This is a genomic window from Paenibacillus sp. FA6, assembly GCF_051550225.1.
In the GTDB taxonomy this organism is placed as follows: domain Bacteria; phylum Bacillota; class Bacilli; order Paenibacillales; family Paenibacillaceae; genus Paenibacillus_AQ.
This window is the reverse complement of record NZ_CP188820.1, coordinates 2,909,507-2,933,917: the sequence shown is the minus strand read 5'-3', so window position 1 is coordinate 2,933,917 and position 24,411 is coordinate 2,909,507. Positions and strand designations below refer to the sequence as shown.

Here is a 24,411-nt window from a genome sequence, read left to right as displayed (position 1 = left end):
AGTTTTTCTTTGACAATGAAAGATCGAATGAACGACGTAGAAACTCGAATTAACGATGCTTGCATAAGAAGTGGAAGATTAAGAGAAGATGTTAATATGATTGCCGTTACCAAGTATGCCTCTTTGGAAGTGACAGCTCAGATTATGAGTCACGGACTTATCCATGTTGGTGAGAATCGTTGGCAGAATGCTGAAGCAAAGTGGAATGCATTAGGTGAAGAAGGAATTTGGCATTTCATTGGACATCTTCAAAGTAATAAAGTAAAGGATATTATCAATAAATTTCAATATATCCATTCGCTGGATAAGTTATCTCTAGCTCAAGAACTAGAGAAGAGAGCAAGTCTCTTGGGTATAGAGGTAATGGCGTTTGTCCAAGTTAATATTTCAGGGGAAGATACGAAATATGGTTTAGCACCTGAGAATGTAGCTCCTTTTCTTGAAGAGATAAAGCAACTTAACCATGTCAAAATCGTTGGATTGATGACTATGGCTCCATTTGAGGGGAATCCTGAAGATACACGGCCAATATTCAGAGGTCTAAGGAAATTGAGAGATGAACTTAACCGTCAATCCCTAACACGCGAACCTATTACTGAATTGTCTATGGGAATGTCGAATGATTTCGAAGTCGCGATTGAGGAAGGTTCTACGTTTGTACGTTTAGGATCTATTCTAATAGGGAAAGAGGAGGGGTAAATATGGGGGTTATGAATCGTTTTATGAGCTTCATGGGCTTACAGGAGGAAGAAGAGGTTATCGAGCGTGAGCCTCTTGCCGTTGATGAAGAAGACTTTGGAACGATGAATGCAGAGCCACGTAAGAACCAAAGAAGTAATGTAGTTAGCATTCACTCACAAAAAAATGTTAAAGTAGTATTATACGAGCCACGTTCATATGATGAAGCTCAGGAGATTGCCGACCATTTACGTTCCCATCGTACCGTTGTTATGAATTTGCAACGTGTACGGAATGATCAAGCATTCCGTATTATTGATTTCGTCAGTGGGACCGTGTATGCATTAAGTGGAAGTATTTCGAAAATTGGCGGTAACATATTTCTATGCACCCCAGATACAGTTGAAATCCAGGGAAACATTTCTGAGATTCTGGCTGAAGAACTAGAACATAACAGAATGAGGTGAATCAGTTTTGTACGAAGTTGATCGAATTATCACTATGTTGTTTCAAATTTACTTTTACATGATTGTGATTTACGTATTAATGTCCTGGCTTCCGAATTTACGTGAGAATTTCATTGGTGAGCTATTGACGAAGTTGGTTGAACCGTATTTATCTCCATTCCGCCGATTCATTCCGCCTATTATGGGGATGATTGATATCTCACCAATAGTTGGGTTATTCGTATTACAATTTGTTCAAGGTGGATTGAAATTTCTTATCCACACGATATTCTTTTAGGTATAACTATGGTGAAGGAAATATTAGATCATTTCCACCAAGACGAGAGAGAGTTTGTCGACAGAGCATGGGAATGGGTAGTTAACGCTGGTGACTATCATGAGCTGAAGCTTACGGATTTCTTAGATCCGAGGCAAGCTTTCATATTGCAAACGTTAGTTAACCGGCATCCTGACGTACATATCCGCCTGGATGGTGGTTACGATGGAGCCGAAAGATGCCGTGCAATCATTGCCCCTGACTATCGTAATCTCGAAGATGAAGGTATGGGTTTAGTTGTGCTCAGTATTTATTCTGGAGATCAGAAGTTTCTAGAGCTTGATCATGGTGATTACATGGGTGCGATTCTAAATTTAGGTATTAAGCGGAGTAAGATTGGTGATATTCATGTCTTGGATGATGGATGTCACTCTGTTGTTGGAGAGGATATTGCATCATATCTTCATATGCAGCTAAATCAAGTACATCGTATTCATGTGCAGAGTGAGATTTTGCCGCTAGAAGCCCTGCGGACAAGCCAGGTCTCACTTGATACCATGGATCTTACGGTGGCTTCCTTGCGTCTCGATGGGATTGCCTCAGATGTATATCGATTAAGTCGCAGCAAAATTCTAGTCCCGATCAAAGCTGGACGATGTCGCGTAAGCTGGAAGGTAGTGGAAGACCCTTCCTTTGCATTGAAAGAAGGGGACGTTGTTTCTTTGCAAGGTTTTGGGCGTTTCAAGGTGTTAGAAGTAGGCGGATTGACAAAAAAGGAACGGTATCGAGTGAGAATTGGAAAATTTGTGTGAATACTTTGCAGGAAGTGGGTACTTCTTGTCGAATTGAGTTATCCAAGAACAATATAAAAGAATAGTATATCTCGCTCTAATTTGCTCTAATTTGAATGCCGAAATTTTCAGGAGGTGCACATCCATGTCGTTAACACCATTGGATATACATAACAAAGAATTTGGCCGCCGTATCCGCGGATATGATGAAGATGAAGTTAATGAATTTTTGGATCAAGTGATTAAGGATTACGAGAGTGTTATTCGGGAGAATAAGGAATTGCACAATCAAATGTTTACACTTCAAGAGAGATTAGATCATTTCGTCAATATTGAGGAGTCTCTATCCAAGACAATCATTGTTGCACAAGAAGCGGCAGATGATGTGAAGAGTAATGCTAAGAAGGAATCCCAATTGATTCTTAAGGAAGCAGAGAAGAATGCGGATCGAATTATAAACGAGGCATTATCCAAATCACGTAAAATTGCGATGGAAATTGAAGAACTGAAGAAGCAGGCTTCCATTTATCGGACCCGCTTCCGGACACTTGTTGAGGCTCAGTTGGAATTACTAAGTATGGACGGTTGGGATACATTAGAGAGTCGTGACGAAATTCGCGAAGCATTATAAGGCCCTTATCGGTTTGACTTTTTTCTTGAAAAAAGCTATAACTAGAGTCATAATATAATTTAACTGAAATCGTTTATAATGATTTGATGATGGGATAAGTACCTTGAGGAACTGTTCAGCAGAGAGTTGGCGAGTGCTGAAAGCCAATGTTCAGACCTTATGTGGAAGATCCTCCCGGAGAAGTGAAGCTGAACCGTCTTTGACGTGTGTAAGTTGAACCGAACTGCCGAACGTTATATCGGCTCCATGCTGTTAAGATCAGCAAGGACTTGAGGTGTCGCTTATTGAGAATTTTTTTGATGAGCGAAATTAGGGTGGTAACGCGAGCTGAAGTCTCGTCCCTTTGGGGATGGGGCTTTTTTTGTGTTTGATCCCCCTAAGTCCCCCTTATGAAGGGGGATTCCAAGGGCCCTGCCCTCTGGACACCCGAAAGTTTGGTGGAGGGAGTTATTAGGCGGACGGAAGTTACGGTAGAGGTGGGAGCGGCTCTTCCTCGACTCCCCTCCGGGATCATCTTCGGTGACCTTTCATGCGAGGGGTGCCTAGCCGCTCCGCGCGTCATGCACTCACTGTCGGTGTAGGGGCAGCGATGCTCCTGAGTTACTTGAGGGTGGTGAAAGTCCCGACCTTGACTCCCCTCCGGGGACGTCCTCGGGGGTCCTTCCACCACGACGAAGTAGTTTTACTTGAGTGCAGGTCAAGGGACGAAGGCGATGGAGAGGTGCTCCTGAGTTACTTGAGGGTGGTGGAAGTCCCGACCTTGACTCCCCTTTGGGGATCGTCCATGGGGTTCTTCCACCACGACGAAGTAGTTCTACTTGAGTACAGGTCAAGGGACGAAGGAGATGGAGAGGTGCTCCTGAGTTACTTGAGGGTGGTGAAAGTCCCAACCTCGACTCCCCCTCTGGGGATCATCCTCGGGGTTCTTCCACTACAGCGAAGTAGTTACTTTGGTGCAGGTCAACAGACGATAGAGGAGCAGCGATGTTCCTGAGTTACTGAAAGCGGGCCTTTTGCTTGCAAAAGGCGGCAAGCGGGGATACGCTCCCCAATAAACTTAAAACAGACGATGTAGGAATCAAGACGAAATTTTGGGTGTCCAGAGGGCTAGCCCTTGGAATCCCCCTTACAAAGGGGGACTTAGGGGGATGGACCCTGGCCATAAATTGAAAGGAATGAGCATTCATGGATAGAGTCGATGTCAAAGAAAAGGCACGTACTAGAGAACAACGTATTTTGCAGAAATGGAATGATGAAGGAACGTTTCGTAAGTCTATAGATCGCCGTGAAGGTAAACCGAATTTTGTATTTTATGAGGGACCACCGACAGCGAACGGGAAGCCGCATATTGGGCATGTCCTAGGACGGGTAATTAAGGATTTCGTCGGTCGTTATCAGACGATGAAAGGGTATCGTGTTGTACGTAAGGCGGGTTGGGATACTCATGGTCTTCCGGTAGAGCTAGGCGTGCAAAAGCAACTTGGAATTACGCATAAGCATGAGATCGAGGAGTATGGCGTAGAAGCTTTTATTAAGAAATGTAAGGAAAGTGTGTTTGTATATGAGGAGCAATGGCGTGAATTGACAGAAGCGATTGGCTACTGGACGGATCTTGATGATCCATATATCACGTTGGATAACAATTACATTGAGAGTGTATGGAATATCCTGGCTACTGTGCATGACAAAGATTTGCTATATCGAGGTCATCGTGTCAGTCCATATTGTCCGGATTGTCAGACATCACTCAGTTCGCATGAGGTTGCGCAAGGTTATAAGGATATAAAAGATCTAAGTGCTACGGCTAAGTTTAAGCTGCATGATAGTGGAGAATTTGTTCTAGCTTGGACGACTACTCCTTGGACATTACCTGCACACGTAGCTCTTGCTGTGAATCCAGATATGGAATATGCGCGTGTGAAGCAGGATGATGGCGTATATATCGTCGCTAAGAAATTAGTGGAAGATGTCATGCATGGTGATCACGAGGTGATCGGCACTTTGAAAGGTTCGGAGTTGGTTGGCAAGACGTATGATCCACCATTTAAGTACACTCAATTAGAGAAAGCGAATGTCATCTTGGGTGCGAAGTTTGTAACAGATGCTAGTGGTACAGGTATCGTTCATTTAGCTCCAGCTCACGGTGAAGATGACTATAGAGTATGTAAAGAAAATGACATTAGTTTTGTGAATGTAGTGAACCTACAAGGTTGCTATGTTGATGAAGTGACGGACTTGGCTGGAAAGTTTGTAAAAGACTGTGATGTGGATATTGTTAAAATGCTCTCTGAACGGGGCTTGCTGTACAGTAAAGAGAAGTATGAGCATAGCTATCCGTTCTGTTGGCGTTGTGATACTCCGTTACTTTATTATGCAATGGATAGTTGGTTCATTAAGACAACGGCGATCAAGGATCAACTGATTGCGAACAATAACGAGGTTGATTGGTATCCAGGTCATGTGCGTGAAGGACGTTTCGGTAAATTTCTAGAAGATCTGGTGGATTGGAATATTAGCCGTGATCGTTATTGGGGTACACCGCTGAATGTGTGGATCTGTGACACATGTGGTGAGGAGCATGCCCCTCATAGTCGTGCAGAGCTGAAAGAGAAGGCAATCGGCGATATCGGTGATGATCTAGAACTGCATAAGCCGTATGTGGATGCAATCAAGCTTCGTTGCAGCTGTGGTGGTGAGATGAGTCGTACACCAGAAGTGATTGATGTGTGGTTTGACAGTGGTTCCATGCCGTTTGCACAGCAACATTATCCATTTGAGAATCAAGAAACATTCGAGCAACAGTATCCTGCTGATATGATCTGTGAAGGGATTGATCAGACACGTGGGTGGTTCTATAGCCTATTGGCGGTATCCACGCTACTAACAGGGAAAGCTCCTTATAAAGCGGTTATGGCGACAGGGCATGTGCTGGATGAACAAGGACAGAAGATGTCTAAGTCAAAAGGGAATGTTATCGACCCATGGGAGATCATTGAAGAGTATGGTACGGATGCATTCCGTTGGGCGCTACTGTCAGATAGTGCACCTTGGAACAGTAAACGGTTCTCTAAAGGAATTGTTGGAGAAGCGAAATCCAAGCTGGTAGATACGCTCGTCAATACGCATGCATTCTTAACCCTATATGCGAGCATTGATGGTTATAAACCGACTGAACATCCGTTCCAACCATCCAATCACAAGCTTGATCGATGGATATTGTCACGTCTGAACAGTTTGATCAAGACAGTGGACAAAGGATTAGCTGTGAATGATTTCTTGAATGCATCAAAAGCTATTGAGGCGTTCGTTGATGAGCTTAGTAACTGGTATATCCGTCGTTCACGTGATCGGTTCTGGGGAAGTGGGCTTACCGAAAACAAGTTGGATGCTTACCGCACGTTGACAGAAGTTATGATCACGACGGCAAAACTGATTGCGCCATTCACACCTATGTTAGCTGAAGACATATACCTTAATCTTAGTGGTGGAGAGAGTGTCCATCTTGATGATTATCCACAAGCGAACGAAGCTCTAATTGATGAGGCACTAGAACGTGATATGGAGACAGCACGTCGTATTGTGGAACTTGCACGTAACGTACGTAATGAGACGGGGCTTAAAACACGTCAGCCGTTGTCCGAATTAATAGTATCGATTGATCGTGGGTTTGATCTTCCTGGCTACGAGGATATTATCAAAGAAGAGATTAATGTGAAAGCAATCCTTACAGAGACTGATGATAGTGGGTTTGTTGATCTCACACTCAAGCTTAACTTAAAAGTTGGCGGTAAAAAATATGGTAAAAACGTTGGTTTCCTGCAAAACCACTTCAAAGGAATGTCATCAGAAGATACGCGTAAAGCTGTAGAAAGTGGCATTCTTCATGTTACTTCACCTGAAGGAGAAGAGTTTCAAATCACTCCAGATGAATTGTTGATTGATAAGCAGGCTAAATCTGGTTTTGCCTCAGCCTCAGGGTATGGGATTACAGTTGCATTGAATACTGAGATAACTCCTGAGTTAGTACAAGAAGGTTGGGTTCGCGAGGTGATTCGAGCAGTTCAAGATTACCGCAAGAAGCTTGATCTACCGATTGAGAAGCGTGTTGTCTTGACGCTGGATGTCGATGATGAGCTGAAAGAAGCGATTACAGCATTCGATCATGTATTACGTGAAAATGTATTGGTAAATGAATTGTTGTTCGGTTCAAAAGAATCGATGGAACAAGTTGAGCTCGCTGGAAAGCCAGTTGGTATCTATATTGCAGATTAATACATTGCCTTTTGGAACATAATAGATTTAATTAAAGAAAACGAGCCTTAAGGCCCAAGATTCGGGAAGATCTATTCCCGAACGGGCTTAAGGCTCGTTTCTTCTTAAAATGAGTTAAGTTCAAAAGGAGCAGAAAAAATGGTGGAAGGAAATAAAGATTCTTCTTTGAAGCAGGATCGTTCAGAAGATACTTATAATCTGATGGTGAAAATGGCGAACCAGTTGGAGAAATCACGTATTGCACAATACACGGAACTCTTACATCGACCATGGCGTTTAATTTGGCTTAATATATTGTCAGGTACTGCGCGTGGCGTAGGAATCGCTATTGGTTTTACTTTTTTTGCAGCGACTATTATTTATTTCCTACAAGTGCTTGGAGCTTTGAACTTGCCGATTATTGGTGATTATATTGCAGATATTGTACGCATTGTGCAACGACAATTGGAATTAGATTATTAATCTCTGCTCCAAGATCTTAATGATCATCTTGGAGGGCGGTATCTTGTTCGCTAAATGAATCAACACCTTCTCCAGTTTCCATATATTTGAGGTAGTGACGATTGCGGATAATACCTATAGGATACCCTTCAATATCTGCTGCTATAAAGCTTTCTAGGGACTCAACACAACCTTCTATTTCGTCATCTGCTTCAATAGCCATTTCATTATAACTTTCGATCTGATTGCCTTCTGCCATTGCCGGTGAATTGGATGTACCCCATTGCTCTACTATTTGCCAAGCATCTTCTCCATCGAACCCGTTCTGATCATCACGTTCATCTAAGCTGGTTCGACCAAAAGGAGGCATAAGGAGCTGTTCTTCAACTGGGCGATCGTTCGAAACATTCTGCCTGGGAGAGTGCTCCTTACAGTACCGCGTTGCTGGGACAGCGACTAGACGATCATAGGCAATAGCTTCGCCACAAATATTACAGCTTCCATATGTTCCTTCATTGATCTGAGTCAGAGCGGCTTCAATTCGTTCCAATTGTAAGTTGTCATGTTCTAGGAGAGAAATATCCATACTTCGATAATAAAGATCTGTAGCCACGTCACCTGGGTGATTGTCAATGCTAGACAGTTCACCGGTCTGAAACCGCAAAGATTGCTCAAGACCATGATGATCATTTTCTTCAATGCGATGAGTAATATCCTTTTTTTCAAGTTCAAGCATTCGACGTAAATGGTTTATTTCTGTGGATGTAAGTGATTGTGTCATTGGAGGCTCCTTTCTAAACTGTTGGGAGAAGGGTAGGTTACTCTCTTGTTATATAGTGTGCGCAATTGCGTAGTTTTACGTGAGGGAAATGTTCTCGGCATTGGTCCTTTATGGACGGGTTTAGACCGCCTGTGCTACAATGAACAAGTCTGTAATTCGTAGTTATTACCATACACTAATGATTAGTGAGAGTGGTGGTAACCATAAGATTGGAGTGACTTGTTCTATGGTATATTACATAATCGCGGTGGTTGCTTTTCTGGTGGATCAAGGAACGAAATATTTGATTGCAAGTCGAATGGAATTGACTGAACAGATACCTGTGATTGGGAACTTTTTTCTGATCACATCGCATCGTAATCGTGGTGCGGCTTTTGGCATCCTTGAGGATCAGCGATGGTTCTTCATCGTCATTACGACTATAGTGGTTGTCGCGATTATTTGGTATTTACAAAAAGTGATGAAAACGAGTAATAAACTGCTACCACTCGCACTTGGTTTAGTGTTAGGTGGGGCGTTAGGTAATTTTATTGACCGTGTCATAGCAGGTGAAGTGGTGGATTTCTTGCAGTTCAACTTCGGAAGCTATACTTTTCCGATTTTTAATGTTGCGGATTCCTGTATTGTTGTTGGTGTGGGATTGATTATCCTGGACTCTTTCCTTGATATGAAAAGACAACCATCCAATCCGAATATGGAAGGAAATGAAGAAGCGTGAATGACAGCAAGATATACGAAGATGAGTTGTTTGAATCTGATTCAGAAACACGAGATTTTACAGTTGAAGAGGGCTCTGCTAAAGAGCGAGTTGATAAATATATTACCGAAATGTGGGGAGAAGAGGTTTCCCGTTCTCAGGTCCAATTATGGATTACGGGTGAACACGTTAAGGTGAATGGAAGTACGGTTAAAGCAAATTATAAGCTTTCCGAAGGAGATCGAATTGAGGTTATCGTTCCCGCACCAATAACAGTGGAGATCGTAGCTCAGGATATTCCTCTGGAAGTTGTTTATGAGGATCATGATCTTATCGTAGTGAACAAGCCAAGAGGGATGGTCGTACATCCAGCACCGGGTCATTCCTCAGGAACACTAGTTAATGCTTTAATGTACCATTGTAAAGATTTATCAGGTATTAATGGTGAATTACGTCCTGGAATTGTACATCGTATTGATAAAGATACCTCAGGGTTGATTATGGCTGCAAAAAATGATAAGTCGCACGCCTCTCTTGCAGGACAGTTGAAGGAGCATACGGTGACTCGGCGCTATATCGCACTCGTTCATGGTAGCGTAGCTCATGATCAAGGAACGGTGGATGCTCCGATTGGACGAGATCCGATGGATCGCAAGATGTATACGGTTAAGGAAAAGAACAGCAAGAATGCTGTGACACATTTTACAGTACAGGGACGTTTAGGTGATTACACATTACTTGAACTTAAATTAGAGACAGGTCGTACTCACCAGATTCGTGTTCATATGAAGTTTATTGGACATCCGTTAGTTGGTGACCCCATCTATGGCCGTGGTAGAGGTGTCAAATTTGCTGGGCAGGCGTTACATGCTGCTGTGTTGGGATTTGTACATCCATCAAGTGGTGAGTATATGGAATTCAATGCCGAAATACCTCCGGATCTACAAGATTTAATTACCAGTTTGCGTAGTCGCTAAAATTATAAATGACAAGAAGATGGGTTCATGGAATGAACTCTTTCACTTGATACTCTATTGCTTATATTTCGGCAGAGACGGATACCTCAAAGTGATACGAAGTATCACTAGCATCGGAAGCATAAACTCCTTGAAAAAGGACGGTGTCGCCGTTTCTGCTTGAGCGTTTGATGTCAAATGATGTTAATTGATGTCGGTTGACATCATTCCGTAGGTCTGTCATAATATTTTTAGATGAATAGCACCTTTAATTCAGTCCCGTGAGACTGGCAAGGTTACGTGAACCGAGGTTCACCGCATAACACTCGTATAGTTATATACGAGTTGTTAATGGGCGTCCTCTTATTCAATCCGATGAATGTCGGTTGAATGACGAAGTAAACTCCTTGCCTTCTAGGCAAGGAGTTTTTTGTATGTCACGGGAGAATTGAAGGAATTCCTGTAGAGGAGCAATGACTAATGGTTAAAGAAGTGCGTGTGATTATGGATGAAACAGCTATACGCCGGGCCTTAACGAGAATTGCACATGAGATTCTGGAGAAGAACAAAGGGATTGAGAATTGTATTCTTATCGGAATTCGGACGCGAGGGATTTATATAGCACAAAGAATCGCTGAACGAATTCAGGAAATTGAAGGAATGCCCATCCATTGTGGTGAGTTGGACGTGACGGCTTATCGGGATGATCGATTAGAAGAACTTGCCCTAGTTCCGCAAGATGGAGATTTCGCGGTGAATCAATTGAAGAAGAGCTTGGGTAATGTGAGTATACAAGATAAGACAATTATATTGTTCGATGATGTTCTTTACACGGGACGTACGATTCGTGCAGCAATGGACGCTTTAATGGATTGTGGGCGTCCTCGGATGATTCAATTGGCGGTGTTGGCAGATCGTGGACATCGGGAACTCCCTATAAGACCAGACTATATTGGCAAGAACGTTCCGACCTCTAATCAGGAAGAAATTGAAGTAACACTGTCTGAAATTGATGGTAAAGATCAGGTTACGATCTTACAGAACAGAGAGGAGCGGCAGTCATGATGACCACGACTAACCTCAAGGATCACAGTTTGCTGGGACTAAAGGATATCAGTCGAAATGAAATCGAGTCGATATTGGATAGAGCAGCGTACTGGGAAGCACAGCAAGAGAAGGTTGTTCCTATCTTAAGTTCACACTTTGTTGCCAATATGTTTTTTGAGAATAGTACAAGAACAAGATTTTCATTTGAAATGGCTGAGAAACGTCTCGGGGCACAGGTACTGAACTTTACAGCAGCAGCTTCTAGTGTGGAAAAGGGCGAATCCATCTATGACACGGTGCGAACGCTCGAATCAATGGGGATCGACGTAGGAGTCATTCGATTGAAACCAGATGGTGTTCTACAGGATTTAGCTGAGACAGTAAAGGTTCCATTGATTAATGCGGGGGACGGAAATAATGAACACCCCACACAAGCGCTGCTTGATTTATACACGATGCGTAAAAAGTTTGGTGAATTAAAAGGTTTAAAGGTGTCTATTATCGGTGATATACGACATAGTCGTGTTGCGCGTTCGAATCTCTGGGCATTACAAAAATTTGGGGCACAGGTTAACTTCTGCGCACCTAAGAGTATGATTGCGAAAGAGTTAGAACAGCATGCACCTTATGTAACGATGGATGAAGCAATGAATTCTGATGTAGTGATGATGCTAAGAGTGCAGTTGGAGCGTCATGCTACAGGGTTGTTAATGTCATCGGAAGATTACAGAGAACGGTATGGTCTGACGGAAGCAAGAGCAGCGAAGCTATCTAAGGATACAATTATTATGCATCCGGCACCGGTGAATCGTAATGTAGAGATTGATGATGCTGTTGTGGAAAGTTCTCAGTCGATGATATTCCCTCAAATGAGCAACGGCGTACCGATTAGAATGGCGGTTATGGAGCGTGCATTAAGATATTAGACTAAAAGACATCATCATTCTTAGTTAATAAATATACACAAACATGAATTTTTATTATACAATAGATTGAAGCCAAAGTGCGCAATCAAGAAGCGGAGGTAGTCATGTTAACGATTATTGCAAATGCGAGTGTTCTTGATAAGCAGGGGAAGTTAGCGAAGAAGCATATTCTACTAGAGGATGGCACCATTAAGTCTTTAGTAGATGCTCAGGTAGACCTTTCAACTATTCAACAAGAGGCGTCGGAAATTGTCGATGCAGAAGGAAAATTAGTGACTCCAGGTTTTATTGACATGCATGTGCATTTACGTGAGCCAGGTTTCGAACATAAAGAAACGATTGAAAGTGGAAGCCGTTCCGCAGCCAAAGGTGGTTTTACTACGATTGCCTGCATGCCGAACACGCGACCTATAACGGATAACCCCGATGTGATTAAGCTGATTCTTGAGAAAGCAAGTCAAGCGGGAATCGTAAAAGTGCTACCATATGCAGCTATTACTATGAATGAACTCGGACGTGAACTAACGGATTTCGCAGCGCTGAAAGAAGCAGGAGCCATCGGTTTCACTGATGATGGAGTCGGTGTGCAGAATGCACAAATGATGAAAGATGCTATGAAAATCGCGGCAGAGCTTCATATGCCTGTGATTGCTCATTGTGAAGATAACTCACTAGTCGTTGGAGCGTGTGTTGCAGAAGGTGAATTTGCGAAAAAACACGGCCTAAAGGGTATTCCGAATGAATCGGAAGCTATTCATGTAGGACGGGATATTCTGCTGGCAGAGGCAACGGGTGTGCATTATCATGTCTGCCATGTGAGTACAGAACAATCTGTTCGATTGATTCGTCAAGCGAAAGCGATTGGAATTCATGTCACCGCCGAAGTATGTCCGCATCATTTGGTTCTTTCGGAAGAAGATATTCCGGGTCTTGATGCGAATTGGAAGATGAATCCTCCCCTTCGTTCGAAACGGGATGTTGAAGCTTGTATTGAAGGTTTACTTGATGGAACACTAGATATGATCGTTACAGATCATGCGCCACATAGTGCTGACGAGAAAGCGAAAGGGATGGAACTTGCTCCTTTCGGCATCGTAGGGTTCGAGACGGCATTTCCACTTCTATACACTAAATTTGTAGAGACAGGGCTTTGGGATCTGTCCTTCCTGGTACAGCGGATGACTGCTGACCCAGCTAAAGTATTCGGTCTGAATTCGGGACAACTTGAAGCAGGAAGACCAGCTGATCTTACGATGATCGATCTAGAAACTGAGAAGAGCGTCGATCCAGAGCAATTCCTATCCAAAGGTCGGAATACGCCATTTACAGGTTGGAAGCTAAAAGGATGGCCAGTTAAGACTTGGGTTGACGGAAGACTAGTCTGGTCGGAATAAGGTTAACGAGAATCACTGGTACACAACATGAATGGATAAAAAGCAGGCGAAATATAGAGTGCAAGAGTAAATGACAGAGGGAGTGGAATGGAATGCAGGCAAGATTATTATTAGAGAATGGCACACTGTTTACGGGATTGGCATTTGGTGCGGAAGGTGAATCAACAGGAGAAGTTGTATTTAACACGGGAATTACAGGGTATCAAGAGGTATTGTCTGATCCGTCTTACTGTGGTCAGATTGTAACGATGACTCAACCTTTGATGGGTAACTACGGTATTACACGTGATGATTTCGAGTCCTATGTACCATTTATTCACGGATTTGTTGTTCGTCGTCATGAGCCAGTTCCAAGTAACTGGCGTGCGGAGTACAGTCTTGATGAACTTCTGAAGGAACATGGCATTGTAGGGATTAGTGAGATTGACACACGTATGTTGACTCGAATGATTCGTAGCCATGGTACGATGAAAGGGATTCTTACGACCTCAGCAGCATCGGTAGAAGAGTTGCAAGAACGATTAACGGGTAGTGAAATTCTGAGAGATCAGGTGGCTCGTACTTCTACGAATAATATTTATACTAGCCCAGGATCGAAGGAACGGATCGTATTGATGGATTTTGGGTCGAAAAATGGGATTCTACGTGAACTTAATGAACGTAACTGCGATGTTGTTATCGTTCCTCATGACACTACAGCTGAGCAAATCCGTCATATGCGTCCTGACGGAATTCTGTTATCCAATGGTCCTGGGGATCCGAAGGATGTTCCAGAAGCCATTCGTACGGTGTCAGAATTGATAGGTGAAATTCCGATCTTCGGAATTTGTCTTGGACACCAACTATTCGCTTTAGCTAGTGGCGCGGATACGGAGAAATTAAAGTTTGGGCATCGTGGAGGTAATCATCCTGTGAAGGATCTGGCGACGAATCGTTGTTATATAACTTCACAGAATCATGGTTATGCTGTAACTGAGAAATCTGTTCAAGGTACAGAGTTAGAAATTACTCATATTAACAATAATGATAAGACTGTTGAAGGGTTGAAGCATAGTATTCACCCAGCATTTTCTGTGCAATATCATCCGGAGGCGGCACCTGGACCACAGGAAAGCAACTATTTATTCGATGAATTTCTACAAATGATCGCGGATCATAAAGTTAAACATCCTGTTAGATCACGTCAAGCCGAATTAGCCGCAAGTGCGAGAGGAGCTCAATAAGATGCCTAAAAATAATGAACTAAAGAAAATACTCGTTATCGGATCAGGTCCGATCGTTATCGGTCAAGCAGCTGAATTTGACTATGCAGGTACGCAAGCCTGTCAGGCTTTGAAAGAAGAAGGTATAGAGGTCATACTCATTAACAGTAACCCCGCTACAATTATGACAGATACTAATATGGCGGATAAAGTATATATTGAACCGATTACTTTGGAATTTGTTACGCAAATTATTCGTCAGGAGCGTCCAGATGGTTTACTACCAACACTTGGTGGTCAGACGGGTCTGAATATGGCTGTAGAACTTGCACGCGCTGGAGTTCTCGAGCAGGAGAATGTAAAGTTACTCGGAACACAGCTTAGTTCTATTGAAAAAGCGGAAGATCGTGATTTGTTCAGAGAATTAATGCGTGAGCTTGAACAGCCTGTACCTGAAAGTGCTATTGTTACTACGCTAGAAGGAGCTCTTGATTTCGCCGGCGAAATTGGATATCCGTTAATCGTACGTCCTGCCTATACCCTTGGTGGAACGGGCGGAGGAATTTGCGCAACAGAAGAGGAACTTCGTGAGACGGTTGTCTCCGGAATTCGTTATAGCCCGATTGGACAATGTCTGATTGAGAAGAGTATTGCAGGAATGAAGGAAATTGAGTACGAAGTTATGCGTGATGCGAACGATAACTGTATTGTTGTATGTAACATGGAAAACTTCGATCCTGTTGGCGTACATACAGGTGATAGCATCGTAGTAGCTCCAAGCCAGACATTATCAGACCGTGAGTATCAAATGCTTAGAACGGCTTCTGTAAGAATTATCCGGGCACTGAATATTGAAGGTGGTTGTAATGTGCAATTTGCACTGGACCCACAAAGTTTTCAATATTATGTTATTGAAGTAAACCCACGTGTGAGTCGTTCATCAGCACTTGCATCCAAAGCGACAGGTTATCCTATTGCCAAAATGGCAGCAAAAATCGCTATGGGTTACACTCTAGATGAAATTATTAACCCTGTAACAGGGCAGACATATGCTTGTTTTGAACCAACATTGGATTACATCGTAAGTAAGATTCCGCGCTGGCCTTTTGATAAGTTCGTTAATGCTAATCGTAAGCTTGGAACTCAAATGAAGGCGACTGGCGAAATCATGGCTATTGGTCGTACCTTTGAAGAGTCTATTCATAAAGCTATTCGTTCGTTAGAGATTGGTGTTCATCGCTTTAATCTCGAAGGGGCAGAACTATTAAGTGAAGAGGTTCTTAACGAACGTCTTGAGAGACCGGATGACGAGCGTATCTTCCTAATCGCTGAAGCTTTCCGTCGCGGTTATACACTGCAACAAATCCAAGACCTAACGCAAGTGGACTGGTGGTTCCTTGACAAGCTCGAGGGGATTATCAAGTTTGAGACGCGTATCCAAGAAGAAGAAACACTTTCTTATGATATGTTGTATCAAGCCAAAAGACTTGGATTTACAGATAAATCCATTGCTGAAATTCGTAAGCTGAACGTATCAACCAACAGCAATACGTCTGAAGCAGAAGTTCGTGAATTCAGACTAAGTCATAATCTTCGTCCAGTGTTCAAAATGGTTGATACATGCGCAGCTGAATTTGAAGCTTCCACACCATACTATTACTCTACTTATGAGACTGAGAATGAAGTTATTCAGTCATCGAAGGAGAAGATCCTTGTCCTAGGTTCAGGTCCAATTCGAATCGGACAAGGGATCGAGTTTGACTACTCGACAGTTCATGCTGTGTGGGCTATTCAGAAGGCAGGCTATGAGGCTGTCATCATCAATAACAATCCTGAGACGGTATCTACGGATTTCAATACATCGGATCGACTGTATTTTGAACCTTTATTCTTCGAAGATGTTATGAACGTGATTGAACAAGAGAATCCAATTGGAGTTATTGTTCAATTTGGAGGTCAGACCGCTATTAACTTAGCAGCACCATTGAGTGCAGCAGGTGTGAAAATATTGGGTACGAGCTTAGAAAGCATTGATGAAGCTGAAGATCGTAAGAAATTTGAAGCTTTGCTAACTCGTTTGAATGTGGCTCAACCGAATGGGAAAACGGTTATTTCTGTAGATGAAGCAGTTGCAACAGCTGAGAAAATTGGTTACCCTGTGCTAGTTCGTCCTTCTTATGTCTTGGGTGGACGTGCGATGGAGATTGTCTACTCTGATGAGGAATTGCTGAGTTACATGGAGCATGCTGTGAAGATCAATCCAGAGCATCCTGTACTTATTGATAGCTATATGCTCGGTAAGGAAGTAGAAGTGGATGCAATCTGTGATGGTGAAACGGTATTAATTCCAGGGATTATGGAGCATATTGAGCGTGCTGGTGTTCACTCAGGGGATTCGATTGCTGTCTATCCACCGCAGCATCTGGAAGCTCATCTTCAAGAGAAGATCGTGAATATTACGATCAAAGTAGCTAAGGAACTGAAGACGATTGGTCTGGTAAATATTCAGTTTGTTATCTATCAAGATGAAGTGTACGTTATCGAAGTGAACCCACGTTCATCTCGTACCGTTCCATTCTTGAGTAAAGTAACAACAATCCCAATGGCGAATCTTGCCATGCAAGCGATTCTAGGTACGAAGTTGAAAGACTTAGGCTACCAAGAGGGACTATGGCCTGAGAGCAAATATATATCAGTGAAAGTACCTGTGTTCTCTTTTGCTAAACTACGTAGAGTAGATACTACGCTTGGACCTGAGATGAAATCAACAGGTGAAGTTATGGGGCGCGATCTTCAATATGCTAAGGCGCTATATAAAGGCTTGATTGGAGCAGGTATGAAAATACCATCTACAGGTTCAATCATTGTAACTGTGGCTGATAAAGATAAAGATGAAGCGGTAGAACTTATGGCTGGATTCAAGAGATTAGGTTATAAAATATATGCAACAGGCGGCACAGCAGACGCTCTAAATAAAGCAGGACTTGATGTGACTACCGTTCATAAGTTGAGCGAAGGAACACCGAACATCCTTGATCTGATCCGTACAGGTGAAGCTCAGTATGTATTTAATACCCTTACTAAGGGTAAATTACCGCAGCGTGACGGATTCAGAATTCGTCGTGAAGCTGTAGAGAATGGTGTCGTATGTATGACGTCACTTGATACAGTAAGAGCATTGCTCATCATGTTAGACACCATTAATTTCTCATCTCAAGCTATGCCATCATTTATTGGGCAATAGGAGGCAGGGAGTTATGAATACGGAATATAAGAATATGGCAGGTCGTCTGATCGTGGCACTGGATTATCCAGATGCCACACAGGCATCCGCCTTAGTGGATCGATTACAAGGAATACCTTGTTATATGAAGGTCGGGATGCAGCTTTTCTATGCTGCAGGCCCGAGCTTTGTGCGCGAACTGAAGGCTAAAGGTTATTCTGTCTTCTTGGATTTGAAAATGCATGATATTCCTAACACCGTTAAGGGTGGTGCTGAGAGCATCACACGGCTTGGTGTGGATATGTTCAATGTTCACGCGGCGGGCGGAATTCAGATGATGCAGGCAGCCTATGAAGGCATGACAACTGCATTAGCAAGTGATGCTTCTTTATCAAAGCCATTGATCATTGCCGTCACACATTTAACAAGCACAAGTCAATTGGTGTTAAATGAACAGATTGGTGTGGAAGGTAACATACAAGACGCTGTTGTAAGATACGCTAAACTTGCGGCTTCAGCGGGTCTGAGTGGTGTCGTGGCGTCTGCCCAGGAGGTACCCTCGATTGGTGAGGCATGTGGTAGAGACTTTATTACAGTAACGCCAGGTATCCGTCCTGCAGGGAGTGACATAGGAGATCAATCCAGAGTATTAACACCTGGGGAAGCGATACGGCAGGGAAGCCACTATATTGTCGTTGGTCGACCTATCACAGCGGCTAACAATCCCCGTGAAGCAGCAGAACTAATTATTGAGGAGATGATGAAGTCGTGAGTAAACTGATTGAAATTCCTGGAACCATTGCAGGTTATTTACTAAATATTGAAGCTGTAGCTTTAAGCCCGAAACAACCTTTCACATGGACATCAGGCATTAAATCTCCGATATATTGTGATAATCGCTTAACGATGTCATATCCTGAGATTCGTGAATATATTGCGGAATCGTTCGCAGCGGTCATTCGTGAGCAGTATCCCGATGCGGAAGTTATCGCAGGGACAGCAACAGCTGGTATCCCACATGCTGCTTGGGTAGCTCAGAAGCTAAATCTTCCGATGGCCTATATTCGTGATAAGGCTAAAGGACATGGTAAACAGAATCAGATCGAAGGATTAATCAAGCCGAACCAGAAAGTGGTTGTCATTGAGGATTTGATCTCTACTGGAGGAAGTTCATTGAAGGCTGCCTTAGCTGTTAAGGAAGCAGGAGCGCTGCCATTGGCGGTTCTTGCGATATTCAGCTATCAGCTGGACCAAGCTGTTAATGCATTCGCAGAGGCTGGCATTCCACTTCAGAGCTTGTCTAACTACGGAGTATTGATGGATGTTGCTCTTGAACAAGGGAAGATTGAAGCGGGAGATGTAGCCGCATTGAAAGCTTGGAGAGAAGATCCCTCAACCTTCGGAGTATAAGAAATATTGATTCATATCATTTTTGTAGAACCGGCTGTGCCATCCTTCAATAAGGACGGTGCAGCCGGTTTTTCTATCAATAATAAAGTGTATCATTTCGGGATTAATACGAAGATAAGGGTTTGACAGAAATACGTGTAGGATCGGGCCCCCGATGTTTTGACGGTATACCTGTTCATAAACCGTTGAAATAGGATGAAGACGTCACTGACTGACTCACAACCAACCAACCAATCAACCAACCAATCAAGTTAGATTGGAGCGAGATTACTGCAAAAGTGAAGGCTTTTCCTTCAAAAAGAATATTAGTGGAGATGGCTACAACGCCTCCTAGGCCCTCAAACCATTGGAATGTACATAGAGATAGAGAGGAGCGGTTACACACACGAAAGGGTGTTAACCCGATGGTGGAGGCGGAAGTGGGTGGAATAGCAACATAAAAGGATAATAAGGATGGAAAAGATGTAGAAAGTGCACTTAATTAGCAGGAAAGGTAGGGTGAGGGAGGATTAGGTGTAAAACATACAGTTAAAAGGGGTGATAATGATGGAAAGTGCATGTTTCGAGAAATCTAGATGTAGTATTTGCAACTAAAGTTAGTGTTAGAGGAAGTCGGCCCAATCTAAGTGTACTTTATACAACTGTTGATCATTCAAGGAACATGACTTTAACAGTGAATGTAGTCCATCATCGGATAGATGATTTTCTTATTCATGGGACATAACTCTGCGAAAGTGCCAGTAATCGTCCACCATAAGGTCATTCTAAATATTGCGAATCGGGTTGTATGTATAGAGAGCAACTAGGCAACAATACGATCGACATCTTATTTTACTCATGATGAGAAAGAGGGAAGAGGTATGCAGTGGGTATATTTCGGTAAACTTTATACAAGCAAATATCAAGCAGATTGTCTTGCCAAAAGACTAGAGCAGGATGGCTGGATTTATGGGTATGATGATCCTTATTCTGTGGAAATATTTCGTTCCCGCAGAGGGCGTTATGGTGTTCGATTTATTCCTTGAATAAAAAAGGCTTGACGTATAGGGTGTTAATGTTGTATATTAATTCTTGTCGCTATTTGAATAACTAACTGACGCGGGGTGGAGCAGCACGGTAGCTCGTCGGGCTCATAACCCGAAGGTCGCAGGTTCAAATCCTGCCCCCGCAACCAATTAAATTGCCATTATTTATTGTGGATTACATATTATTTAGGGCCTTTAGCTCAGTTGGTTAGAGCGGTCGGCTCATAACCGATTGGTCGGGGGTTCGAGTCCCTCAAGGCCCATATCGCGCGAAACCCTTACCTAGTAAGGGTTTTTTTCTTGTTTATAGAGATGTTTAACTTGTTCAAAAGAAGGCATAAATGGGAGGGTGAGTTGGGTTTGCTAATGGCGATCTAGTTATCCACAGTTTCAGGCTGTTTTTTAGTGGATTTATTGAGTTCTGAATTGATCCGACCGATAGCTTCATCTTGCATGGAAACCAATTTTCTTTACGCTAGACTTCCGGATGAAGACGAGGAGACCTTCTGTACCTGCTCAAATCGCTCCTGTAAGTCGTTCGGGATGAACTTGAATAGTTTTGTGCTACGGATCGAATCGTTCGTCTTAGGACGTTGTATTAGCGATTCGGAGCGTGTTCAATTTACCGTTTGGATTACATGTAACTCTTAGAGCTTAAAAACGATATCTCTCCAGAGTAGTCCAAGAACCGAAGCTAATACGTAGAAGTGAACAAGAAGTTAAAGGATTAACTGGATGTGAGATCAAGAGACCCTTTGTCCCCCACAACTATAAGGTTAAGGGAGATTTTTGTGTTCGGGTAAGAAGAAGTTTCAATTAGGAACAAAAATCACCGCAGAGCATGTTCAAGGCTGGATTTTTCTTGCCATTAAATCCAATCCTCAAATAATATTTGCACATATAGTAAGCTGTACTCAGTTGAAAAGGAGGAATTAATATGGGCGAAGTTGTTGGAGGATATGGAGCAGTTGGCGGTGTTGGTGGATTTGATGGAGGTTGCGGTGTTGGTGGAATTGGTGGAATTGGTGGTGCTGGTGGTGTAGGGGCGATATTAGTATTGTTCATTTTGCTTGTTATAATCAGCAAAGCGTTCTGTATATAAACTAATATATATTTCATTGATTCATTTCAAGCCAAACAAAAAGACCACATTGGCTTATGCCTTAGTGGTCTTTTTGTCAAACATATTTATTACCCGCGACAATAGTTCTACATCCTCATAGGGAACCCACACTGGACCATCACACATCCGCTACTCCGTTTACCATTTCGCAGCTATGGAGCTTTAAGGTGGATCACTGATTACTGGATGCAGCTAAATATAATTTTTCTTTGAGTTTATTTTATTTTTTTCCATGTTGCCCCACCAGAGAACCCACTTAGACGAGCCCAATAAGATCCAGAACCATCACTCTTATATGTACCTGGTTCTATGTCTTTACCAACAATGTAGGTCCCATCGGAAAATTCGCTTAATTTTTCAGGATTATAGTCATCAGTGATCATAGTCCAAATTACGCTTCCCATAGATTGAAATCCAATGTCACTCTTTTTTATTTCAACTATTGAGGCTCCCCACGAACATTTCTCCTGGATAAATTAGCTGGGAAGATAAAGCAGAGTAGACAGTATTATCATCCTAGGAGCCTGGGGTAGTTATTAATGTAGCTAGGGATGATGAGGAGTGACAGTAGATTGACTTCAATGATATAATTCTTTAGAAAGCAACGAGGATGGAAGGCCCATTGGCTATTTGCTAACATAAATTTTGAAACAGAGCAAGCGTATTGATGTTAATTCTTTATTTATAGAAGGAATATGAACTCTTAAAAACATGCAAAAACGATTGCACTAGTTCAGTTAGTTATAGCGGTCGGGGGTTCGAGTCCCTCAAGGTCCACTTTCTCAGAAATCCTTGCTTTGTAAGGATTTTTTTATTTGTATTTTTATCTATTAATAAATATAGAAATAGGAGGAGTAAGATATTGACAGCTATACAATTGAACAACTCTACTTGGTTTGGTAATACTCGAAAAGATGTGTTATCCGGTATCACGGTTGCTTTAGCTCTGATTCCAGAAGCAATCGCATTCTCTATTATTGCAGGCGTTAGCCCGATGGTAGGTCTGTATGCTTCGTTCTGTATGGCTGTTGTCATTTCCTTTGTAGGTGGAAGACCTGCGATGATCTCAGCAGCTACGGGAGCTATGGCACTACTTATGGTGACTCTAGTCAAAGAGCACGGGATTGAGTATCTTTTTGCAGCAACGATACTTACAGGTGTCATTCAATACGTCATGGGTAAATTGAAAATTGGCCATTTGGTTAGTTTTGTACCCCATTCGGTTATGAATGGATTCGTGAATGCATTAGCGATTCTGATTTTTATAGCCCAACTGACGCAATTCAAAGGACAGAGCTGGGTCATGTATGCGTTGGTTGCTCTAACACTTGCCATTATTTATATAGTACCTCTTTTCACCAAAGCCATTCCCTCTGCGCTTGTTGCTATTATTGTCGTATCCATTATATCAATAAGTATGGGACTGAATATTAATACGGTCGGTGATATGGGGGCTATTACTAGCACATTACCATTCCTTCATATTCCACAGGTTATTTTTTCACTAGATACTTTACTTATTGTCTTGCCTTATTCCTTCTCATTGGCAATTGTGGGCATTCTTGAGTCACTACTAACAGCGACGATCTTAGATGAGATGACGGACACATCCAGTGATAAGAACAAGGAAGTAAGAGGACAAGGGATAGCTAATGTCGTTACTGGATTCTTCGGAGGAATGGCGGGTTGTGCCATGATTGGACAATCTGTTATTAATGTAAAATCTGGTGGTCGCAAGCGATTATCCACACTCATTGCAGGTGTATTCTTGTTGTTCCTTATTATAGTGTTGGGACCCGTGGTTACCAAAATTCCTATGGCCGCACTTGTGGGTGTGATGATCATGGTCTGTATAGGTACATTCAACTGGAACTCATTGAGAGAATTAAACCGAATTCCACGCACGGATGCATTGGTCATGATCGTTACGGTAGCGATTGTCGTCGTGACTCACAATTTATCTTATGGAGTTATTGCAGGCGTGTTATTGAGTGCTTTATTTTTCGCTTGGAAAATGGGGAAGGTCAGATTGGAACAATCCATCGGTCAGGATGGGCATAAGGAATATAAGGTTCGAGGTCAAATGTTCTTTGGAACGATGACTCAGTTTATTAGCCTTTTTCAATATATAGAGGATCCTGACCATGTTAAAATTGATTTCAGTGGCTCGCATGTATGGGATCAATCTGCTGTTACAGCCATATCGAAAGTCATCTCGAAATATGAGCAGCTTGGTAAGAAGGTTCAAATTGTAGGACTGAATGAGGAAAGTCAGACCTTAATAGATAAGATTGGTGCTCCGTAAATTGCAAACCACTGGTTCTGCAACGTCCACCCGTTATTCTGCCATTTCAAATTATTCTCAACATAACCAAATCGATCAGCATGATACAGTCCGCTTACGCCTTGGAATGCCATTAACTCATAAACCCCATCTCGGTCGAAGTCAACTGGATATAATCCGCTGAGAGGGTCTACCCAACCCTCAATAGGTGCCTTCAACGTTCCGTTAGGATGATAGATTTCATTCAAATAAGCTTTACCGCGAGATGTGATGTCCAGTGTATATACTTGTTCTGTATTGCTATTAATCAATTGCAGTCGATAACCATCTAGATAGGTTACTGTGTATTTCCAATAGTCGTTATACGCTTCAGAGCTGAATATAAGTTGTGTCTTGCCCTGAGTAAAGGTGTACAAATAGTCATACGTTGTCGCCCCTGATCCGCCGCTATCGATCGTTACTAATAGATCTGCAATTCGATCTCCAGTGAAGTCGCCCACAAAGAGACGTGGATTATATCCAGAATTCTGATTGGGCTTGATCCGATAACGTCTTGTGGAGGCACCATCCTGAATGACAATAGAAATGTCGGTTATAAATGGACTTGTAGCATCTTGTTTAACCCCTGTGAGCCATATTTGGTCAGGGACGCGATCTCCTGTTACATCCGCGGATGCATGATCTAGAATTATCTCACTGTTTGCAGTCTGATCTGGCTGTCTTACATCATATTGGGGGATGTCATACATGGGTTGCATCATGATAATTGCTCCTTCATATAGGTAATTACCTACAATCTATGATGGG

At 42.6% G+C, this 24,411-nt stretch carries 22 protein-coding genes and 2 tRNA genes; 21 read left to right on the top strand and 3 right to left on the bottom strand.

Annotated features, from left to right (window positions below):
- Positions 1-15 precede the first annotated feature (15 nt).
- The 7 genes from ACP8HI_RS13810 to ACP8HI_RS13780 all read left to right on the top strand — a co-directional run bounded on the left by ACP8HI_RS13810 (position 16) and on the right by ACP8HI_RS13780 (position 7,557).
- Positions 16-699 (top strand): YggS family pyridoxal phosphate-dependent enzyme, encoded by a 684-nt coding sequence (locus ACP8HI_RS13810; protein ID WP_438351831.1) that lies wholly within the window; start codon positions 16-18, stop codon positions 697-699.
- A 2-nt stretch (positions 700-701) separates the two neighbouring features.
- On the top strand, positions 702-1,145 hold the full coding sequence (locus tag ACP8HI_RS13805; protein WP_438351608.1) for a cell division protein SepF: 444 nt from the start codon (positions 702-704) through the stop codon (positions 1,143-1,145).
- 34 nt (positions 1,146-1,179) lie between these two features.
- Positions 1,180-1,422 carry a YggT family protein gene (locus ACP8HI_RS13800; protein ID WP_438351830.1) on the top strand — a complete coding sequence of 81 codons (243 nt, stop codon included), beginning with the start codon at positions 1,180-1,182 and terminating at the stop codon, positions 1,420-1,422.
- Positions 1,423-1,430: 8 nt separating this feature from the next.
- Positions 1,431-2,213 carry an RNA-binding protein gene (locus ACP8HI_RS13795; protein WP_438351607.1) on the top strand — a complete coding sequence of 261 codons (783 nt, stop codon included), beginning with the start codon at positions 1,431-1,433 and terminating at the stop codon, positions 2,211-2,213.
- 124 nt (positions 2,214-2,337) lie between these two features.
- Positions 2,338-2,823, top strand: a complete 486-nt coding sequence (locus tag ACP8HI_RS13790) for a DivIVA domain-containing protein (RefSeq protein WP_438351606.1) — start codon at positions 2,338-2,340, stop codon at positions 2,821-2,823.
- 1,185 nt (positions 2,824-4,008) lie between these two features.
- Entirely contained in the window at positions 4,009-7,095 is a 3,087-nt protein-coding gene (gene ileS / locus ACP8HI_RS13785) for an isoleucine--tRNA ligase (protein WP_438351605.1), read from the top strand.
- Between the two features lie 138 nt (positions 7,096-7,233).
- A complete protein-coding gene (locus tag ACP8HI_RS13780) occupies positions 7,234-7,557 on the top strand; it encodes a DUF5665 domain-containing protein (protein ID WP_438351604.1) in 324 nt (107 codons plus the stop codon).
- A gap of 16 nt (positions 7,558-7,573) precedes the next feature.
- Here the strand turns inward: ACP8HI_RS13780 and ACP8HI_RS13775 are convergent, their stop codons facing one another.
- Positions 7,574-8,317: a TraR/DksA C4-type zinc finger protein gene (locus ACP8HI_RS13775; protein WP_438351603.1), complete on the bottom strand. Its 744-nt coding sequence runs from the start codon at positions 8,315-8,317 to the stop codon at positions 7,574-7,576.
- Positions 8,318-8,543: 226 nt separating this feature from the next.
- Here ACP8HI_RS13775 and lspA point away from each other — a divergent pair, with 226 nt between their 5' ends.
- The 13 genes from lspA (at position 8,544) to ACP8HI_RS13710 (ending at position 21,299) form a co-directional block, all read left to right on the top strand.
- Positions 8,544-9,035, top strand: a complete 492-nt coding sequence (gene lspA / locus ACP8HI_RS13770; RefSeq protein WP_438351829.1) for a signal peptidase II — start codon at positions 8,544-8,546, stop codon at positions 9,033-9,035.
- The gene (locus ACP8HI_RS13765) at positions 9,032-9,991 is read left to right on the top strand and encodes an RluA family pseudouridine synthase (protein WP_438351602.1); all 960 of its coding nucleotides are present in this window, start codon (positions 9,032-9,034) and stop codon (positions 9,989-9,991) included. The genes lspA and ACP8HI_RS13765 overlap by 4 nt, the downstream gene beginning before the upstream one ends.
- Before the next feature lie 459 nt (positions 9,992-10,450).
- On the top strand, positions 10,451-11,035 hold the full coding sequence (gene pyrR / locus ACP8HI_RS13760; protein WP_438351601.1) for a bifunctional pyr operon transcriptional regulator/uracil phosphoribosyltransferase PyrR: 585 nt from the start codon (positions 10,451-10,453) through the stop codon (positions 11,033-11,035).
- Positions 11,032-11,943, top strand: coding sequence for an aspartate carbamoyltransferase catalytic subunit (locus ACP8HI_RS13755; protein ID WP_438351600.1), 912 nt, complete (start codon positions 11,032-11,034; stop codon positions 11,941-11,943). The genes pyrR and ACP8HI_RS13755 overlap by 4 nt, the downstream gene beginning before the upstream one ends.
- Before the next feature lie 104 nt (positions 11,944-12,047).
- Positions 12,048-13,337 carry a dihydroorotase gene (locus tag ACP8HI_RS13750; RefSeq protein ID WP_438351599.1) on the top strand — a complete coding sequence of 430 codons (1,290 nt, stop codon included), beginning with the start codon at positions 12,048-12,050 and terminating at the stop codon, positions 13,335-13,337.
- A gap of 92 nt (positions 13,338-13,429) precedes the next feature.
- Positions 13,430-14,560: a glutamine-hydrolyzing carbamoyl-phosphate synthase small subunit gene (carA, locus tag ACP8HI_RS13745; protein ID WP_438351598.1), complete on the top strand. Its 1,131-nt coding sequence runs from the start codon at positions 13,430-13,432 to the stop codon at positions 14,558-14,560.
- Position 14,561: 1 nt separating this feature from the next.
- Positions 14,562-17,783 (top strand): carbamoyl-phosphate synthase large subunit, encoded by a 3,222-nt coding sequence (gene carB / locus ACP8HI_RS13740; protein ID WP_438351597.1) that lies wholly within the window; start codon positions 14,562-14,564, stop codon positions 17,781-17,783.
- A 13-nt stretch (positions 17,784-17,796) separates the two neighbouring features.
- Entirely contained in the window at positions 17,797-18,534 is a 738-nt protein-coding gene (gene pyrF, locus ACP8HI_RS13735; RefSeq protein ID WP_438351596.1) for an orotidine-5'-phosphate decarboxylase, read from the top strand.
- Positions 18,531-19,172, top strand: a complete 642-nt coding sequence (gene pyrE / locus ACP8HI_RS13730; RefSeq protein WP_438351595.1) for an orotate phosphoribosyltransferase — start codon at positions 18,531-18,533, stop codon at positions 19,170-19,172. Before pyrF ends, pyrE begins: the two co-directional genes overlap by 4 nt.
- An 860-nt stretch (positions 19,173-20,032) precedes the next feature.
- Entirely contained in the window at positions 20,033-20,197 is a 165-nt protein-coding gene (locus ACP8HI_RS13725) for a hypothetical protein (RefSeq protein ID WP_438351594.1), read from the top strand.
- 72 nt (positions 20,198-20,269) lie between these two features.
- Positions 20,270-20,346: transfer RNA gene (locus ACP8HI_RS13720), tRNA-Met, on the top strand.
- A gap of 40 nt (positions 20,347-20,386) precedes the next feature.
- Positions 20,387-20,460, top strand: a tRNA-Ile gene (locus ACP8HI_RS13715).
- Positions 20,461-21,209: 749 nt separating this feature from the next.
- Positions 21,210-21,299: a YjcZ family sporulation protein gene (locus tag ACP8HI_RS13710; protein ID WP_438351828.1), complete on the top strand. Its 90-nt coding sequence runs from the start codon at positions 21,210-21,212 to the stop codon at positions 21,297-21,299.
- A gap of 236 nt (positions 21,300-21,535) precedes the next feature.
- On the opposite strand, the gene ACP8HI_RS13705 is transcribed toward ACP8HI_RS13710, so the two are convergent.
- Positions 21,536-21,724, bottom strand: coding sequence for a hypothetical protein (locus ACP8HI_RS13705; RefSeq protein WP_438351593.1), 189 nt, complete (start codon positions 21,722-21,724; stop codon positions 21,536-21,538).
- A 458-nt stretch (positions 21,725-22,182) separates the two neighbouring features.
- Here ACP8HI_RS13705 and ACP8HI_RS13700 point away from each other — a divergent pair, with 458 nt between their 5' ends.
- Positions 22,183-23,625 (top strand): SulP family inorganic anion transporter, encoded by a 1,443-nt coding sequence (locus tag ACP8HI_RS13700; protein WP_438351592.1) that lies wholly within the window; start codon positions 22,183-22,185, stop codon positions 23,623-23,625.
- On the opposite strand, the gene ACP8HI_RS13695 is transcribed toward ACP8HI_RS13700, so the two are convergent.
- Positions 23,592-24,365: a VCBS repeat-containing protein gene (locus ACP8HI_RS13695; RefSeq protein WP_438351591.1), complete on the bottom strand. Its 774-nt coding sequence runs from the start codon at positions 24,363-24,365 to the stop codon at positions 23,592-23,594. The two genes, ACP8HI_RS13700 and ACP8HI_RS13695, sit on opposite strands and share 34 nt — an antisense overlap.
- Positions 24,366-24,411 lie beyond the last annotated feature (46 nt).

Bases quoted from the DNA above. Each gene is read 5' to 3' on its own strand.
- ileS (WP_438351605.1), top strand. From the start codon at position 4,009: ATGGATAGAGTCGATGTCAAAGAAAAGGCACGTACTAGAGAACAACGT.
- lspA (WP_438351829.1), top strand. From the start codon at position 8,544: ATGGTATATTACATAATCGCGGTGGTTGCTTTTCTGGTGGATCAAGGA.
- pyrR (WP_438351601.1), top strand. From the start codon at position 10,451: ATGGTTAAAGAAGTGCGTGTGATTATGGATGAAACAGCTATACGCCGG.
- ACP8HI_RS13800 (WP_438351830.1), top strand. From the start codon at position 1,180: ATGTTGTTTCAAATTTACTTTTACATGATTGTGATTTACGTATTAATG.
- ACP8HI_RS13775 (WP_438351603.1), bottom strand. From the start codon at position 8,317: ATGACACAATCACTTACATCCACAGAAATAAACCATTTACGTCGAATG.
- ACP8HI_RS13705 (WP_438351593.1), bottom strand. From the start codon at position 21,724: ATGGGAAGCGTAATTTGGACTATGATCACTGATGACTATAATCCTGAA.
- pyrF (WP_438351596.1), top strand. From the start codon at position 17,797: ATGAATACGGAATATAAGAATATGGCAGGTCGTCTGATCGTGGCACTG.
- ACP8HI_RS13695 (WP_438351591.1), bottom strand. From the start codon at position 24,365: ATGATGCAACCCATGTATGACATCCCCCAATATGATGTAAGACAGCCA.
- ACP8HI_RS13810 (WP_438351831.1), top strand. From the start codon at position 16: ATGAAAGATCGAATGAACGACGTAGAAACTCGAATTAACGATGCTTGC.
- ACP8HI_RS13790 (WP_438351606.1), top strand. From the start codon at position 2,338: ATGTCGTTAACACCATTGGATATACATAACAAAGAATTTGGCCGCCGT.
- ACP8HI_RS13805 (WP_438351608.1), top strand. From the start codon at position 702: ATGGGGGTTATGAATCGTTTTATGAGCTTCATGGGCTTACAGGAGGAA.
- ACP8HI_RS13780 (WP_438351604.1), top strand. From the start codon at position 7,234: ATGGTGGAAGGAAATAAAGATTCTTCTTTGAAGCAGGATCGTTCAGAA.
- ACP8HI_RS13750 (WP_438351599.1), top strand. From the start codon at position 12,048: ATGTTAACGATTATTGCAAATGCGAGTGTTCTTGATAAGCAGGGGAAG.
- ACP8HI_RS13755 (WP_438351600.1), top strand. From the start codon at position 11,032: ATGATGACCACGACTAACCTCAAGGATCACAGTTTGCTGGGACTAAAG.
- carA (WP_438351598.1), top strand. From the start codon at position 13,430: ATGCAGGCAAGATTATTATTAGAGAATGGCACACTGTTTACGGGATTG.
- ACP8HI_RS13795 (WP_438351607.1), top strand. From the start codon at position 1,431: ATGGTGAAGGAAATATTAGATCATTTCCACCAAGACGAGAGAGAGTTT.
- ACP8HI_RS13725 (WP_438351594.1), top strand. From the start codon at position 20,033: ATGCAGTGGGTATATTTCGGTAAACTTTATACAAGCAAATATCAAGCA.
- carB (WP_438351597.1), top strand. From the start codon at position 14,562: ATGCCTAAAAATAATGAACTAAAGAAAATACTCGTTATCGGATCAGGT.